Origin of the sequence: Planococcus kocurii (assembly GCF_001465835.2) — a bacterium.
GTDB classification, from domain to species: Bacteria; Bacillota; Bacilli; order Bacillales_A; family Planococcaceae; genus Planococcus; species Planococcus kocurii.
This window is the reverse complement of the sequence record NZ_CP013661.2, coordinates 2,292,036-2,307,658: the sequence shown is the minus strand read 5'-3', so window position 1 is coordinate 2,307,658 and position 15,623 is coordinate 2,292,036. Positions and strand designations below refer to the sequence as shown.

The 15,623-nt window shown below is 40.1% G+C and carries 14 protein-coding genes and 1 pseudogene; 3 read left to right on the top strand and 12 right to left on the bottom strand.

The genetic code is table 11. The features are described from left to right. Window positions 1-8 precede the first annotated feature (8 nt). The 10 genes and pseudogenes from AUO94_RS11365 to AUO94_RS11320 form a co-directional block, all read right to left on the bottom strand. On the bottom strand, window positions 9-1,613 hold the full coding sequence (locus AUO94_RS11365) for a gamma-glutamyltransferase family protein (protein ID WP_058384321.1): 1,605 nt from the start codon (window positions 1,611-1,613) through the stop codon (window positions 9-11). A gap of 62 nt (window positions 1,614-1,675) precedes the next feature. Beyond that, complete coding sequence (locus AUO94_RS11360; protein ID WP_058386836.1) at window positions 1,676-2,674, bottom strand: ABC transporter ATP-binding protein; 999 nt, start codon at window positions 2,672-2,674, stop codon at window positions 1,676-1,678. Next, entirely contained in the window at window positions 2,637-3,653 is a 1,017-nt protein-coding gene (locus tag AUO94_RS11355; protein WP_058384320.1) for an ABC transporter ATP-binding protein, read from the bottom strand. Before AUO94_RS11355 ends, AUO94_RS11360 begins: the two co-directional genes overlap by 38 nt. 7 nt (window positions 3,654-3,660) lie before the next feature. After that, window positions 3,661-5,214, bottom strand: a complete 1,554-nt coding sequence (locus AUO94_RS11350) for an ABC transporter substrate-binding protein (protein WP_058384319.1) — start codon at window positions 5,212-5,214, stop codon at window positions 3,661-3,663. A 23-nt stretch (window positions 5,215-5,237) separates the two neighbouring features. After that, window positions 5,238-6,125 carry an ABC transporter permease gene (locus AUO94_RS11345; protein ID WP_058384318.1) on the bottom strand — a complete coding sequence of 296 codons (888 nt, stop codon included), beginning with the start codon at window positions 6,123-6,125 and terminating at the stop codon, window positions 5,238-5,240. A 16-nt stretch (window positions 6,126-6,141) separates the two neighbouring features. Continuing rightward, complete coding sequence (gene nikB / locus AUO94_RS11340; protein ID WP_058384317.1) at window positions 6,142-7,083, bottom strand: nickel ABC transporter permease; 942 nt, start codon at window positions 7,081-7,083, stop codon at window positions 6,142-6,144. Between the two features lie 443 nt (window positions 7,084-7,526). Then, a complete protein-coding gene (locus tag AUO94_RS11335; protein WP_058384316.1) occupies window positions 7,527-7,976 on the bottom strand; it encodes an Lrp/AsnC family transcriptional regulator in 450 nt (149 codons plus the stop codon). 50 nt (window positions 7,977-8,026) lie between these two features. Continuing rightward, window positions 8,027-8,473 (bottom strand): GNAT family N-acetyltransferase, encoded by a 447-nt coding sequence (locus AUO94_RS11330; RefSeq protein ID WP_058384315.1) that lies wholly within the window; start codon window positions 8,471-8,473, stop codon window positions 8,027-8,029. A gap of 54 nt (window positions 8,474-8,527) precedes the next feature. Beyond that, window positions 8,528-9,381: pseudogene (locus AUO94_RS11325) on the bottom strand (patatin-like phospholipase family protein). 39 nt (window positions 9,382-9,420) lie between these two features. Further along, the gene (locus AUO94_RS11320; RefSeq protein ID WP_058384314.1) at window positions 9,421-10,098 is read right to left on the bottom strand and encodes an SOS response-associated peptidase; all 678 of its coding nucleotides are present in this window, start codon (window positions 10,096-10,098) and stop codon (window positions 9,421-9,423) included. A gap of 314 nt (window positions 10,099-10,412) precedes the next feature. Here AUO94_RS11320 and AUO94_RS11315 point away from each other — a divergent pair, with 314 nt between their 5' ends. Together AUO94_RS11315 and AUO94_RS11310 are read left to right on the top strand one after the other, a co-directional pair. Further along, window positions 10,413-10,844, top strand: coding sequence for a hypothetical protein (locus AUO94_RS11315; protein WP_058384313.1), 432 nt, complete (start codon window positions 10,413-10,415; stop codon window positions 10,842-10,844). 276 nt (window positions 10,845-11,120) lie between these two features. Then, window positions 11,121-12,320: an MFS transporter gene (locus AUO94_RS11310; protein WP_058384312.1), complete on the top strand. Its 1,200-nt coding sequence runs from the start codon at window positions 11,121-11,123 to the stop codon at window positions 12,318-12,320. Window positions 12,321-12,343: 23 nt separating this feature from the next. Here the strand turns inward: AUO94_RS11310 and AUO94_RS11305 are convergent, their stop codons facing one another. Then, entirely contained in the window at window positions 12,344-13,990 is a 1,647-nt protein-coding gene (locus AUO94_RS11305) for an SLC13 family permease (RefSeq protein WP_058384311.1), read from the bottom strand. Between the two features lie 212 nt (window positions 13,991-14,202). After that, a complete protein-coding gene (locus tag AUO94_RS11300; RefSeq protein ID WP_058384310.1) occupies window positions 14,203-14,679 on the bottom strand; it encodes a metal-dependent hydrolase in 477 nt (158 codons plus the stop codon). 235 nt (window positions 14,680-14,914) lie between these two features. Between AUO94_RS11300 and AUO94_RS11295 the strand changes: the two genes are divergently transcribed. Next, complete coding sequence (locus AUO94_RS11295; protein ID WP_058384309.1) at window positions 14,915-15,544, top strand: HD domain-containing protein; 630 nt, start codon at window positions 14,915-14,917, stop codon at window positions 15,542-15,544. The last annotated feature ends 79 nt before the right edge of the window (window positions 15,545-15,623 follow it).

Here is a 15,623-nt window from a genome sequence, read left to right as displayed (position 1 = left end):
CTTGACGCCTACCAAACAGCCACCGCCCCATCTGTACGCGATTCAGTGCCCCCGGATAATACGCCGGTCTCAGGATTGCGCCAAATGATTTGTCCTCTTCCAAAACTGCCACTGTCTGTTGCTACTTGGATATGATGGCCTTTTCGTGTTAAGCCTTGTGCCAAATAGTTAGGGAAGTCCGGCTCAACAAGAACGGTCTTGCCTTCAATCCATTGCCACCTTGGTGCATCGAGTGCTGCTTGTGGGTTCATTAAATAATCAATGGTGTTCGTAATCACTTGGAAATGTCCTTGAGGTTGCATATAGCCACCCATCACTCCGAAAGGACCGACTGCTTTTTTGTTTTTCGTAAGAAATCCTGGAATGATCGTATGGAATGTTCGTTTTCCTCCAGCCAATACATTCGGATGTTCTGCATCTAATGAAAAATCCGCTCCACGGTTTTGTAACCCAATGCCTGTTTCTGGAATAACAATTCCTGAACCAAAACCCATGTAGTTGCTTTGGATATAAGAAACCATATTGCCTTCTTCATCTGCAGTAGATAAATAAACTGTACCGCCTTTAGGCAATTCGTATGGTACAGGATCCGCAGCAGTTTCATTAATCGTTTTAGCCCGAGCTGCCGCATATTCTTGAGACAATAGATGCTCCGTGCTGACTGGCATATTTTCTGGCTCTGTGATAAACGCTTTACCATCTGTAAACGCCAGCTTCATCGCTTCGATTTGTTCATGAAAAGTTTCAGCAGACTGCCATTTCGGTGGTGCTAATTCTTTGAATATGTTTAAGGCCATAAGAGCAACCATGCCTTGTCCATTTGGTGGGATTTCCCACACTTCGTAACCACGGTATTCAGTTGAAATGGGCTCTACCCACTCGGGTTCAAACGCTACCAAGTCTTCTTTAGATAAGAACCCATCATGTTTTTTCATGAAAGCATCTATTTTTTCTGCAATTGCTCCTTCATAAAAAGAACGTGAATCGGTTTGACCAATTTCTACTAATGTTTTGGCATGCCCAGGAGATGACCACATTTCTCCAATTTCAGGTGCTCTGCCGTTTGGTGCAAACGTATCAAACCATCCTTGGTATTCTTCGCTTGTAAACGAATCTTTGTATTTAGCGTAGGCTGCTTGCCAATATTTACCCAGAATCGGTGTTAATGGATAACCTTCTTCTGCGTAACGGATTGCTGGTTTTAAAGCTTCTGCTAGAGACAACTTACCAAACTTCTTCGATAATTCAGCCCATGCAGCTGGAACTCCAGGAACTGTCACAGGCACTAAACCGTGCGTCGGCATTTTCTCATACCCTAAAGCTTTGACCGCTTCAGGAGAAATACTTTTTGGTGCGGGACCCGAACTGTTTAAGCCGTGCAACTTGTCTTTGACCCAGACAAGCGCAAAGGCATCCCCACCGATACCATTTGAGGTCGGCTCAACAACCGTTAAAGCCGCTGCTGTGGCAATTGCTGCATCGATGGCATTACCTCCATTTTGCATAATTTCAATGCCTGCTTGCGACGCCAATGGCTGCGACGTAACCACCATGCCTTTTTTTGAAAATACGGTATGTCTTTGTGCTGTAAATGGGTTGTGTAAATAGTCCATAAAAACTCCTCCTGTCAGTATAAAAGCCGGATGCGGAAACGCTTCCGCATTCGGCTTATTGATTATCCGGCAAAATGGCAAGCTGCAAAATGATCTTTTTCATGTTCAATAAAGGCTGGTTTTTCTACTTTACATCTTTCTTGTACGATAGGACAACGCGTATGGAATGGACAACCTGAAGGTGGATTTGATGGATTTGGCATATCTCCCACCAAACGCACTCGATCTTTTTTCGCATCTACTGACGGCCTTGGAATTGCAGACAATAAAGCTTGAGTATAGGGATGAAGTGGATTCTTAAAAATGTTAGCAACATCACTCATCTCTACTGTATGACCCAAATACATGACCAATACGCGATCACAAAAATAACGAACTACTCCTAGATCATGTGAAATGAATAAATAAGAAAGATCGTACTTTTCCTGCAAGGTTTTCAAAAGCTTTAATACCTGGGCCTGTACGGACACATCCAACGCTGAAACAGCTTCATCACAAATGATAAACTGGGGATTCAAGGCAATTGCCCTCGCGATTCCAATGCGTTGTCGTTGCCCTCCACTGAATTCGTGCGGATAACGATCATAATGCTCTGATTTCAGTCCCACTTCCTTCAATAAATCCTCCACTGCACCCCTTCTTTCTTGCAAAGGCATATTCGTATGCATCTTGAATACTTCATCCAATGCGTGACCGATTCGCTGACGAGGATTTAAGGATGCGTAAGGGTCTTGAAAAATCATCTGCATTTCCTTAACAAACTTCTTCTTCTCTTTTCGCTTTAAATCTTGAATCTCCTGCTTATTAAAGAAAATTTTCCCATCAGTAAGTTCTTCAAGTCCCAAAATTGTTCTGCCGAGAGTCGACTTGCCGCATCCTGACTCTCCTACGACTCCAAGACTTTCACCTTTATAGAGTTTTAAGGAAACTGATTCCACCGCTTTGACATTCCCTATGACTCTTTTCAATATACCACCTTTAATCGGAAAGTATTTTTTTACTCCATCTAATTCTAGTAAAATTTCAGACTTCGAGGGTGATTTTTCTTTGATTGTTGTCAACAAATTCCACCTCCTTGTCTAACAGCCAACAGCTTGCATGATGACCTTTTCCTGCATTGAACTCTGGAGGTACGTCTGTTTTACATTTATCCATAGCAAACATACAGCGTGGGTGAAAGCGGCAGCCCGTTATTTTTTCATTTAACCCTGGCATATTCCCAGGAATCGGTTCTAATTCAAATTCTGGATCATCTACATTTGGCACTGAATTCAATAAACCAATTGTATAGGGATGCTGTGGATTTTCAAAAATTTCACGTACTGGTCCTTCTTCTATCTTTTTCCCTGCATACATGACCATAACTCGATCGGCAACTTCTGCTACAACACCCATATCGTGGGTGATCATCAACACCCCCATATTTAATTTATCTTTTAAATCTTTGATTAAATCTAAAATTTGTGCCTGAATCGTTACGTCTAAAGCCGTTGTCGGCTCATCAGCAATTAGTAAACTCGGATGACAAGCAAGTGCCATCGCAATCATGACACGCTGTCTCATCCCTCCACTTAATTCGTGAGGATATTGATTCAACCGTTTTTCAGCACTTGGAATTCCAACTTGCTTCAGCAATTCGATGCTTTGTTTACTGGCTTCGCTTTTCGATAATTTATGATGCAAAAGTAAAGGTTCACGTAATTGGTAGCCGATTGTTAGCACTGGATTCAATGCGGTCATCGGTTCTTGGAAAATCATTGACATCTTATTACCTCGAAGTTTACGCATCTGTTCATGTGAAAGTTTTTCGAGAGGCTCACCATCTAGTAGAATCTCTCCACTTTCAATAGTGCCGTTTGAAGGCAACAGTCGCATCACAGATAGCGAAGTAATACTTTTACCGCATCCTGATTCTCCAACTATACATAAGGTTTCTCCTTTATCTACATGGAAAGAGACATCTCTAACTGCTTGTAATGAACCTTCCGCTGTACGAAATGATGTCACTAAATTCTTCACTTCAAGTAATGTCTCTGCCATACTTACCCTACTCTCTTGTTACTTTTTGTAAGAACCATTGGCCATTTGGATCGAGTTGAAGTCCTTGAATCGATTGATCCGTAGCAGCAGTCACTACGCCGTGATACATCACAATAGCTGCATCTTCATCAAGCATCAATTGGTTTGCTTGTGCCAAGTAGTTTTTACGTTCTTCTTGATCAACTGTTGTACGAGAAGCTTCGACAAGTTTGTCAAATTCCGGATTGCTGTACTGTGCACGGTTCGAAGCACCCACATTATCAGAATGGAAGTTCGGGTAGAACATTTCGGAACCATCACTTGTCACATTGGACCAACTTAGGAATGTTAAATCATATTCCCCTGCTCTTGCTGTATCAAGAAAAGTAGCCCATTCCATTGTTTCAATTTCTACATTGAATCCTGCCTCTGTCAATTGAGATTGTACAATTTCAGCCATTAAAATAAAGTTGTCGCGATTAGCCGCAAGTAATTTAATCGGTTCATCACCAAATCCATTTTCCTTCACCAGTTTTTTAGCTGCTTCTGGATCGTAGGCTGTTCCACCGCTGTCTGCTGATTCTTCATAACCAAATACTTGAGGTCCAAGAATGCTATCACTTCTAACACCGAGACCATTCAATTTTTCAACGAAAGCATCACGGTCTACTGCACTTGCTACCGCTTTACGGAAATTCGGGTTTTTATTGCGTTCTTTCGAATGATTAAATGTTAAGTAATAAACAGGCGTTCCTTCCTTTTTCGTAACTTCCACATTGTCTAAAGATTCAACACGTGACAATTGCTCTGATGGCAAAGCATCGATAAAGTTTACTTCACCAGTTTGCAGCATAGAAATAGCTGTTGAAATTTCAGGTACAACTTTATATGTCACTCTATCTAGGTCAGGAGCTCCATCCCAATAATCTTCGTTCTTTTCCAACACGATTTGATCTCCTTGGCTCCAACTTCCAAATTTGAAAGGACCTGTGCCTACTGGGTTTTGCATCAAATCCTGTGCTTCATCAGCAGTAGGAGAAATAATCGCTGCATTTGAGTGAGATAAGGCAGCTAACAAAGGTCCGTATGGATATTTCGTCTTAATTTCTACAGTTGTCTCGTCAACTGCTGTAACCGTATCAATTGGCTCCAGTAGAGAAGCCCGTGGTGCTGCAGTAGCTGGATCGACTAATTTTTCAAATGTATACTTTACTGCTTCCGCATTAAATGGTGTACCGTCTTGAAATTTAATGCCCTCTTTTAACTTAATGACCCAAGTTAATTCATCGGTATTTTCATAGGACTCAGCCAATTTCGGCTCAAGTTCCATTGTTTCAGGATTGCGTTCAAACAAGTTTTCATAAACCTGAGACATGACACTTGAAGATACCGAATCATTTGTCAACGTTGGTGAAAGCCCGACTGCATCTGTAGTAGAAGCATAAATTACTTCTTGTTCTACAGCTTCTGAAGAAGTTGAACCTTCACTACCTTCTGTATCTTCTGGAATTGTACTTTCTGAACAAGCACTCAAAATTAGTAACCCGATTAATGTTAATAAAAGTAGCCAGTTTTTCTTCATTGAATAAATTCCTCCTATATGTTTTATTGTTGTAAATCCATGTTTGGATCAAGCGCATCGCGAAGACCATCGCCCAATACGTTAAAAGCAAAGACGGTCAACATGATAGCAATTCCAGGTACAATAGTTAAATGAGGTGATGACCACATAAAATCTTGTCCTTGCGAAATCATTGCTCCCCACTCAGGTGTTGGCGGCTGAGCACCGAGTCCTAAATAACTAAGAGCAGCTGTCGATAAGATCGCTGTAGCCATTCGCATAGTAGCAAAAACGATAATTGGTGCTGAAGCATTCGGCAAAATATGACGAGTCATAATGCGAAGATCCGATGCTCCCATTGAACGCATAGCCATGATATATTCTTTTTCTTTTATTGATAGTACTGAACCTCTGACAATACGAGCACAAGTAGGTATCGACCAGATACTAATCGCAATTGCTACATTTACTAGGCTTGTACCAAGAATTGCAATAATTAGCATAGCCAACAGAATTCCGGGAAACGAAAACAGTAAATCTACAAAGCGCATGATGACAGCATCCATTTTCCGGTAATAACCTGCCAACATTCCTAAAATAATTCCACCGACAAGTCCCAAAGTGACAGCCACACTTCCCACTACTAAAGAAATACGAGCTCCATAGACAATTCGACTCCATACATCACGTCCGTAATTATCTGTTCCAAGCCAATGTCCTTCACTGAAAACAGGCATTTCACTGGTTGCTAGATTTTGTTTGATAGGATCGTGAATTGTAATAAATGGCGCGAAAATCGCTATTAATATTTGTAAAATGACAATGATTAACCCTACGACAGCTAATTTATTCTTAAGCAATCGTCTGATCGTTGTTACATAATACTTTTCTCTTTTTTTAGGTTTCAATTCCACTGCTTGAACTGTGGTCATGGTTCCACGCTCCCTTCTACTCGTACTTGATACGTGGATCGATATACGTATACACGATATCCACGATTAAATTTACTACTACAAACAAAGTTGCTACGAGTAAAACAGAACCTTGCACCATTGGAAAATCGCGGGCTGCAATGGCATCAATCATTAAACGTCCAACACCATTAATAGCAAACACTTTTTCAGTAATGATTGTTCCACCCAGAAGGAGACCAAAATTCAAGCCAATAACAGTGATGATTGGAATCATGGCATTTTTTAACGTATGAATCCATATCACATTTCTTTCTTTAACCCCTTTTGCTCGTGCCGTGCGAACATAGTCAGCACGAATTACCTCGAGCATAGAAGATCTAGTCATTCGTGCAATCATAGCCGCAGAACCCGTTCCGAGAGTGATTGCAGGCAAAATTAATTCTTTAATACCATCGATTGTATAGAAGGGATTGGACATTCCCCCAACTGGTAACCACTGAAGATTTACAGCAAATACTAAAATCAATAGAGCACCTAACCAGAAATTCGGAATCGAAATCCCAGCTAGTGCAAAGGTTGTTGCGGAGATATCCAACCAAGAATTTTGTTTTAATGCAGAAATTAGGCCGGTCAAGACTCCGATGATTACCGCTACAATCATGCTGGCAATTGCTAATTTCAAGGTGTTGGGAAATCTAATCATTATTGCATCTGCTACTGGTTGGGTAGTTTGATAAGAATACCCAAAATCTCCTTGAACTGCGTTCCCCACATATCTTACATATTGAGTAAGAAAAGGATCATTCAATCCGAGGTTATCTCGAATTGCTGTAATATCTGATTCTGTAGCTGTTGGCCCCCCAATCACAGCAGCCGGATCTCCCGGAGCAATATACATTGAAGAAAATACAAGAAATGAAATACCGAGCAACAGGAACAGCAATTGCAAAGTTCTGCGTATTATTAAAGCAATCAATCTTACCCCTCCAATCATTTGTTAAGCATTTATTATAAATTGATTCCCAAAAGAAATAATTTGATAATTTTGATTATAGGGCAAGACTGTTCAAAAAGCTACATCTAAATTACGAAAATATGTTTTTTTAATATTTATGCTTTCGTAAAGTTCGATATAATCTGTTTTAACCTTACTTTAAGTAAAAAAAACTTTATAGGTTGAACTAATCATGTCCATTTTTCGGTATTCCACAAAACAGCTGTGGTTTCGGGTCCACAGGCTGGGCGAAGTAAGAAGACTGGTGAACTTTGCCCGGCTTCTTACGAGAGACATGCCCAAAGCGGCCGAAGCGGTGTAGAAAAGTCGATTTCTTTCATTCAACTTACATACTATTTGCACATTCACTAGATGTTATGAAATTTGAAATTATAAAAGCCTGCAGCTTTTTAAGCTGCAGGCTTTTATAATTTCATTCCTGTACGACTTTTAAATCGTCGGAGGAGAATATGACTTTCGACTCGCGTGATTCCTTCGAGCGCATATAGTTCTTCGTTAATGAATTTTTCAAGGCCAGCAAAATCGTCAACTAGCACATGCATATGAAGAGTGGATGGTCCTGTCATCTGATAGCAACTCGCGACACTTGGATTGTCTGCTAAAGCTTGAGCGACTTCCACCAAAGAAGCCGGTTCGCAGTCTACTTCAAAAAATCCAGAAACTTTTTTACCGACTTTTTCACTATTGATTACCACTGTAAAACTTTCGATAACTCCCGCCTCCGTTAACTGGTGAACCCTTTCACGAATCGCAACACGGGATAAATTTAATTCTTTACCGATATCTACGTATGACATCCGGCCATTGCCGGTCAGTAACGCCAATATCTTTCGATCAATGTCATCTAATCTCATAAATACACCTCAAGCTTTTATTTTAGAATTTGATTATCGTATTTTTGGATTTAATTGCTCAAGCTAAATTGTGTGCAATAAATACCGGGTGCTACTTCAATTAGCCGTTTTTCTTGAAAACCAAACGCTTGATAAAGAGCAATTGCCGGTTTGTTTGCAGTACCGGTACTAACGATGAATTCGTATCCCCGGTAGTTTCTCAATACATATTCGATTAATTGTTTAGCAACACCCTTTCGGAAATAACAAGGGGCAACAACTAGCCGGTGGATATCGATCAGTCCTTCTTCGACCTGATAAGAAATGACTCCTTGTAATTGCTCTTCGTTGAATCCGATAAATATTTCCGTACTGTGTTGGATTTCCAAAATTGGTTCATGGAGCTGTGGAATTCCATAAAAGCCCATCATTTCAGCTTCTATACGGTAAGCCTGCTGTTGGATTTGCTGAATATTTTTAGCAATTTGTTCATCTTGATGATTTAGTTTGCAAATCATAAATCAATCACCTCAACTAATTTTACCACGATGTGTTTTCCAAAATTGCAAAAGTTATTTTTGAAGAAAAGAAAGTATTTCATTGAATTTGTCAGTCGCATCTTGATAGCCTTGATTGTACAAAATTTCGAGCTTTTTAGGATCTCGTTCGATGCCTTTGATCTTATACAAGTTAAAGGGTCTGATGACTAAAGCCAAACCTTCACTTTCCAACTTCTCAATAAATTCCATCGTTTCGTTATAATACAGGTGCCGATTTTCCATTGTCTTTGCAATAGCAGGATACTTGCGGACAAACGATGGTAGAATTCTCGCAAATCGACTCTTTTTTTTCGATAGCCCTTTTCTCTAGTTAAGATAATGATTGGTTTGGTCACCCCATCTGATAGTGCTTTACGAATTGGAAGTGGGTCCGCAATACCGCCGTCCATCAATAGTTTACCGTCAAACTTTACTGGCTGCGACATTAAAGGCAAAGAACTAGAAGCTCTGACGATTGTCAACACATCTTCGGGTCGACGTTGCTTTTCAAAATATACCGCTTTTCCTGTCTGACAATCTGTGGTACCTACTACAAATTCTTCTGTTGAAGTGTAAAACCCGTCGTAATCGAAAGGCACTAAACTGTTTGGAATTTTATCAAAAATCAGATCCATGCCAAAAAGCTCACGTTTAGTCAGCAAGTTCTTAATTGAAATATATTCGGGGTGGTTCACATAGCCAATGGTCACTTCCCGGTTACGACCGGTTTGTCTAGAGACGTAAGAAGATGCATGGCAAGCACCTGCCGAGACCCCAATGACGTAATCCACAAAAATTTCTTCTTCTAGTAGCTTTTCAAGCACTCCCCCAGTATAAACGCCGCGCATTCCGCCACCTTCTAATACCAAGCCACTCTTCATTGTTATTCCCCCTTTGACTAGTTGGATCAGTAAAGGTTCCCTGATTCAGCCAACTTTTTCAATCAATTCGGGTTTATTGTTCTTCGGAGAATTGACCTCTTCAGAGACACGGTACGCCTCCATATCTTCAGCTCGGTAAGGTTTCAACAAGTTCTTTAATATCTCAATATCTTCCACATGTGGGTCTAACCAAGTTTTTTCGTCTTCTTTTGATAAAATAACAGGCATTCGATCATGAATAGATTCCATTAAAGCATTTGAACTTGTCGTTATGATCGAGCAGCTATTGATGGTTTTGTTATCAGGTCCTGTCCACGATTCCCAAATAGCTGCAAAAGCAAAAGGTTCTCCAGTTTTTAATTTGATTCGCATTGGAATTTTTTCTGCGCCCGCGCGCTGCCATTCATAAAAGGAATCTGCCACTACCAAACAGCGTCTTTTTTTAAAAGCATTGCGAAAACTAGGTTTTTCCGCTACCGTTTCTGCCCGGGCATTGATCATCTTATAACCAATTTTCGCGTCTTTTGCCCATGAAGGAATCAGCCCCCAGCGGAGTTCACCAAGGCGATTTTTGTCTCCATCATTGATGATTGATAGGACTTGTTGCGAAGGTGCTACATTATAGCTTTTTGAATAGCTATGTTGATCAATTTTTGACGTTTCAATAGTAAAACGCTCAATTAATACTGCGTAATCAGTGAACAGCGAGTATCTTCCACACATCTCAATCGCTCCTTCCTCTGTTTATCATTTACTATAAATATAACAGAAAATTCACTCTTTTATCCTTTTTGTCTTTTACGAGGATAAAATTCAGACAACTTATGACATATTAAGATTGTAACACTATTCACTTTTCTAGTTTTTTCGTCCTGCTCTGGCTTGACTTTTAGTACCGCTCTTTATCCCTTTAAATCGATAGCCCTGAGCCTTTGCACTCTCTTAGACTCAAAATCAACGGAAAATTCGTTAAGGTCCCTTAAATGGCTAAATAGTGTTATAATAGAAGAACAACGAGTTATATTAGGAGGAATCACATGGCTACTGCACGCGAAATGAGTCTCGTCAACAAGGATTTTCTGGTTGAAGAATTAGGGCTGAAACAACAAGGAAACTCAACTATCTTTATGAATGAAGATTGTTTTGTACTGTCCCCGTCTGTTCAGCGATATGAAAAGGGATTTGACGTCAGTGAATTCAATTTGGCGAAGTTCGATCCGGAACGTCAACAAGGCTTTTTGCTCGTACGGTACATGGATACCTTTTTAATGGCGAAACTTGAAAGCTTCACTAAAAAGATGATGCTTCCTGAACTTCAAATTAAAAAGAAAAATACCAAACCCCATTGGAAATTCACAGTTGCTGAAAATCCGGCCTATCATATCGTTAATACCCAGAACAAAGAATTGCGCTACCGTTTGCAAGAACCTACAAAAAAACAAGTTCTTTCTTTCTTCAATAAACTATAAAATTTTCCCGCTGCCTTTGTGCATGCGGGTTTTTTGTTCCATTATGATGAGAAAGTTTACTTTTGTAATTGTTTATTTTGTTGAAATTTAACGTAAAGTCTCTATTTCTCCTCCTCGCTCTCGTTGTGAAATATCAACTTTCACATCTATCTAACTGAAAAAGTAAAATCTTTCGATAAACTTATGTAGAATAGAAAACAATGAAGCCTCTTCACTCTTAAGTCATTTCTTTGATTTACTTAAGACAAAAAAGTGAGTATCGATTGGACGTGACCTATGGATTCGCAACGCTATACTGTTAAAGACCGTCAGTTTTGGAAAATCATCCTCAGTCTTCTGTTTGCTTCTTTATTTATTTTTGCGAACATGTACGCTGTACAGCCCTTGCTTCCGGTTTTTGTAGAAGAATTTCAAGTTCCGGTCTCTACGGCTAGCTTGTCTTTATCACTAACCATTATCGGCTTAATACTTGGACTCATTATTCTCGGATTTTTTTCTGATCGTAACGGTAGAAAATCGTATATCATTTATTCTTTACTCGGTTCAGCCATTCCTTTTTTCGTCATTCCTTTGACCGATTCATTTTCTATCCTGCTAATTCTTCGTTTTATCCAAGGCTTTGCGCTGGCAGGTGTTCCTGCTGCAGCACTTGCTTATATCAGCGAGGAAATCGATAGAAAAAATATTGCCTATGCCACTGCTCTTTATATTTCTAGTAACGCGCTCGGCGGGATGTTGGGACGGTTTTTAACGGGCTTCCTAACTGACCATTTCTCGTGGCAAATTTCCTTTTATGCTTTTGCCGTGACGGGACTTTTCATATTCGTTGTTGTCCTTTATTTACTGCCGCCATCACGAAATTTTAACTCTAGCCAAGTAAGCTTTGCAAAAGATATAGAAGGCTTCTTGTTTCACTTAAAAAATCCTGCACTACTCATCGTCTTCGGTCTTGGTACAATTTTGCAAATTTCCTTTACGGGTATTTGGACGTACTTACCTTTTTATTTAGAGGCGCCTCCCTTTACAATGTCGCTACAGGCCATATCCTATTTGTTTTTTGCGTATGGGATTGGTGTTATCGGTTCACCAATAGCTGGTCGAGTTGCTGAAAAGTTTGGCTTGCGCAATGTTCGTTTAGCAGGCGTGTTTATTTTATCAGTTGGAATTTTTATGACACTTAGTCCATACCTTTGGATGATTGTTGTCGGCCTTTGCGTAACTTGCCTTGGATTTTTTACCTCTCACTCTTTAACTGCTGCTTCTGTAAGTCAACAAGCAACTCACCATAAAGGCAGTGCTTCTAGTTTGTATTTAGTAGCTTACTACACGGGTGTCGCAGCCGGAAGTTCCCTATTAAGTCCTTTATGGACCTCTGGTGGTTGGACAGGTCTTGTTCTTTTTACCGCCATTTTGCCACTTCTTTACATAGCAGCTGTTGCATTTTACAGAAAAAAAGCAGGCTCTACCGGAAGGTAAGCCTGCTTTTACTATGAATAATGCTATTTTAGAAATTCATCTGGAATCGTTAGTAAGTCAATGCCCCAAACCAGCGGCAAGAAATAGAATACGGCGAGTCCAACAAAGAAAATGCCAAAGATATTAAGCGCAAGTCCAGCTTTAGCCATATCTGAAATCTTCAAATAGCCGGAGCCAAAAACGACTGCGTTCGGTGGTGTTGCAACTGGCAACATAAATGCACAAGATGCTGCAACGGCCGCAGTGACCATCAATGCATACGGATGAATGCTAAGAGCTACTGAAAGTGATGCCATAATTGGGAACATCATCGAAGCCGTCGCCGTGTTTGAAGTGATCTCAGTCAGGAATAACACAAGAGCCGCTACGACCAACACAATGACTAAAACATTCACACCTTGCAGTCCAATCAATTGGTTTCCAATCCATTCAGAAAGACCTGAATTGGTAAATCCAGCAGCGATAGCTAACCCTCCACCAAATAACAACAAAATGCCCCAAGGCAACTTGACTGCTGTCGCCCAGTCTAACAAATTATCACCTTTTCTATTCTTGGATGGAATAATGAACAAAATCATTGCGGCGATTAAACCGACCATCGCATCTGTCATTTCCAGGTTGGGTGCAAAAGCATCGAGAACAAACGAACGACTAATCCAAGCAAGCGCTACTGCTACGAAAACCACAAAGACTGCTTTTTCTTCATAAGAAGCTACGCCTAAGTCTTTTTTCTGTTGGCGGATTACTTCGCTTCCTCCTGGTAAATGCTTCAACTTTTGCGGATAAGCCACTTTCACTAGATAAACCCAAGCAACTAAAATAAAAATCCACGCCAGTGGTACACCAAATAGCATCCACTGAGCAAAAGTAATCTCAATCCCGTAAATTTCATTGATTGCCCCTGCTAAAAGTGTATTTGGTGGCGTTCCGATTAATGTCGCAATCCCGCCAAGTGAAGCAGAATAAGCAATTCCAAGCATCAGTGCTTTACCAAAACCAAAATTTTCTTTTGAGGTATCAATTGAAGCGTCATCTTTCAGCGCTTCTGATACTTGATAGATAATGGCCAAACCGATGGGTACCATCATCATGGCCGTCGCTGTATTGGAAATCCACATGGATAAGAAACCAGTAGCCACCATAAAGCCAAGAATGATGCGTTCTGTGTTTGTACCAATGACTGAAATAATCGTTAAGGCAATTCGCTTATGCAAATCCCATTTTTCCATTGTCAAAGCAATCATAAAGCCACCCATGAAAAGAAAAATTGTATCATTGCCATATGCCGAAGTTGTAGCGCTTACATCAAGCCCGTTGGTCATTGGAAAAAGAATAATGGGCAGAAGCGATGTTGCGGGAATCGGAATAGCTTCCGTAATCCACCAAGTCGCAATCCAAATAGTACTAGCCAGTATCGCTCTCGCTTCAGGCGGTAGTCCTTCAGGATTAAAAAAAAGCAAAGTTAAAAGAAATAGCAGCGGACCGAGAAACAAGCCAATTAACTGAGGTGTATTATAGCTGCGGTTTTTCTTACGTTCATCGTAAGATCCGGCATCTTCTGCCCGGTCACGATCATCAGGAATACCTGCTCCTGGGTTGGTAAAAAGACGAAATGTATCTTTGGCCTGATCATGCTTTTCCCACATCCAATTCCATGTTGCAGCAATCATACAATCCCTCCATTTTTTTCAGAATTTGTTGAATATTTATTCCTGTAATTGTATAGTTTTCTATCAATAGAAACAAGGTTAAAAACTAAGATAACTCTATTTTCCGCTAAAAAATTCCAAAAAAGAGAAGACGATTTAAAATCGTCTTCCCTCAACTCCTATATTGCTACCAGTTTTTGCTTTTATATCCCTAAGGCCTAAAAGTGAAACACTTAGAGCGCAAAAAGAACACCGTATCCAAAGTACACCGTCAGAAGAGACAGAAGAGCGAAAACCAAAGATTCAGAAGCGCCTCCTGTAGTAGCGGTTATTGGAAAACGAACCGTCCACTTGAATGGAAAAAAGAATTTAACGCCTCTTTTCGTTGCCATATCCAATACAATATGACTGATCATTCCTACTAACAATCCTGCTGAAATAGCTTCAACCGGCATGAATTTGCTTAGTAACCATGCGATTAGTGCCAGAAACAATAAACTATGCGTAAATGTACGGTGACCAAAAAGACCATTGATTATTTTTGAAAGAACAGGCAGGCTTCGTCCGATTTTGCTCCCGCCATGACAAATGTCTGGAATCACTGCCCCAAGCACACCTGCTCCTACTAAAAGAACTGGTTCATAGTTCGTAATTTGTGCAAAAGCAAGACTTGCTGTTATGCCACCGATAATATGTGTTTTACCCGTCATGCTTTTTTTCTCCTTTGTCGTGCTTTTTCAGTATCATTTTTATTATACTAAAAATCGTGTATGCTGAAGATAGGAAAATTACCTATGTATAGGAATTCATCCCTGTTAAATGAAAGAACGCGACTTTTCTACATCGCTTTGGGCATGGCTCTGGCAAGAAGGCTGGTTTGCGGAATATCGACAAGTGGCAATCATTAGTTCAACCTATATAGTTGTTTTTAGAGGAGGCGTTTTTATGGGAATTCATCGTTTTTTTACTTCATTGAATGATTTGGAACGAATTATTCGGGCACCTGGAATGTTTAAGTTTGAAGAACATAATGTTGCAGCACATTCCTGGAAAGTCAGTCAGTATGCTATGTTTTTTGCAACAATCGAAGAACGTTCCGGTCAAGAAATTGATTGGAAATCATTGTATGAGAAAACAATCAATCACGATTTCGCAGAGGTGTTTATTGGTGATATTAAAACACCTGTCAAATACGCATCTCCCGAATTAAAAGAAATGATTGCGAAAGTGGAGGAAGGCATGATGGAGAAATTTATCCTTCGTGAGATTCCAGAAGAATTCCGCGATGTCTTTTTCGACCGTATGAAAGAAGGAAAAGACGCAACGATTGAAGGACGTTTGCTGGAGATGGCAGATAAACTCGATCAATTTTACGAAGCTTTTGCAGAGTTAAAACGCGGGAATACCGACAAGGAGTTTGTTGTTATGTATCGAATTGCTTTGACTAAACTGCTCGGCCTGCCGCTACCTACGAGTGTTGGCTATTTTAAAAATGTTATGCTAGATGATGTAATTAATGAGGATACAGCCATTGATGTGAAAGAACTCACGCGTCAGATCATTGCTGAGCATTAAGCTTTACTCTATATTTAACGATAAAATTATGGTAAATTTAACTTCAACAACTACTTTCGGAGGTGAATCCCTTATTTAA

Coding starts and splice junctions, on each gene's coding strand:
- AUO94_RS11365 (WP_058384321.1), bottom strand. CDS start 1,613: ATGGACTATTTACACAACCCATTTACAGCACAAAGACATACCGTATTT.
- AUO94_RS11355 (WP_058384320.1), bottom strand. CDS start 3,653: ATGGCAGAGACATTACTTGAAGTGAAGAATTTAGTGACATCATTTCGT.
- AUO94_RS11350 (WP_058384319.1), bottom strand. CDS start 5,214: ATGAAGAAAAACTGGCTACTTTTATTAACATTAATCGGGTTACTAATT.
- AUO94_RS11345 (WP_058384318.1), bottom strand. CDS start 6,125: ATGACCACAGTTCAAGCAGTGGAATTGAAACCTAAAAAAAGAGAAAAG.
- AUO94_RS11335 (WP_058384316.1), bottom strand. CDS start 7,976: ATGAGATTAGATGACATTGATCGAAAGATATTGGCGTTACTGACCGGC.
- AUO94_RS11330 (WP_058384315.1), bottom strand. CDS start 8,473: ATGATTTGCAAACTAAATCATCAAGATGAACAAATTGCTAAAAATATT.
- AUO94_RS11320 (WP_058384314.1), bottom strand. CDS start 10,098: ATGTGTGGAAGATACTCGCTGTTCACTGATTACGCAGTATTAATTGAG.
- AUO94_RS11315 (WP_058384313.1), top strand. CDS start 10,413: ATGGCTACTGCACGCGAAATGAGTCTCGTCAACAAGGATTTTCTGGTT.
- AUO94_RS11310 (WP_058384312.1), top strand. CDS start 11,121: ATGGATTCGCAACGCTATACTGTTAAAGACCGTCAGTTTTGGAAAATC.
- AUO94_RS11305 (WP_058384311.1), bottom strand. CDS start 13,990: ATGATTGCTGCAACATGGAATTGGATGTGGGAAAAGCATGATCAGGCC.
- AUO94_RS11300 (WP_058384310.1), bottom strand. CDS start 14,679: ATGACGGGTAAAACACATATTATCGGTGGCATAACAGCAAGTCTTGCT.
- AUO94_RS11295 (WP_058384309.1), top strand. CDS start 14,915: ATGGGAATTCATCGTTTTTTTACTTCATTGAATGATTTGGAACGAATT.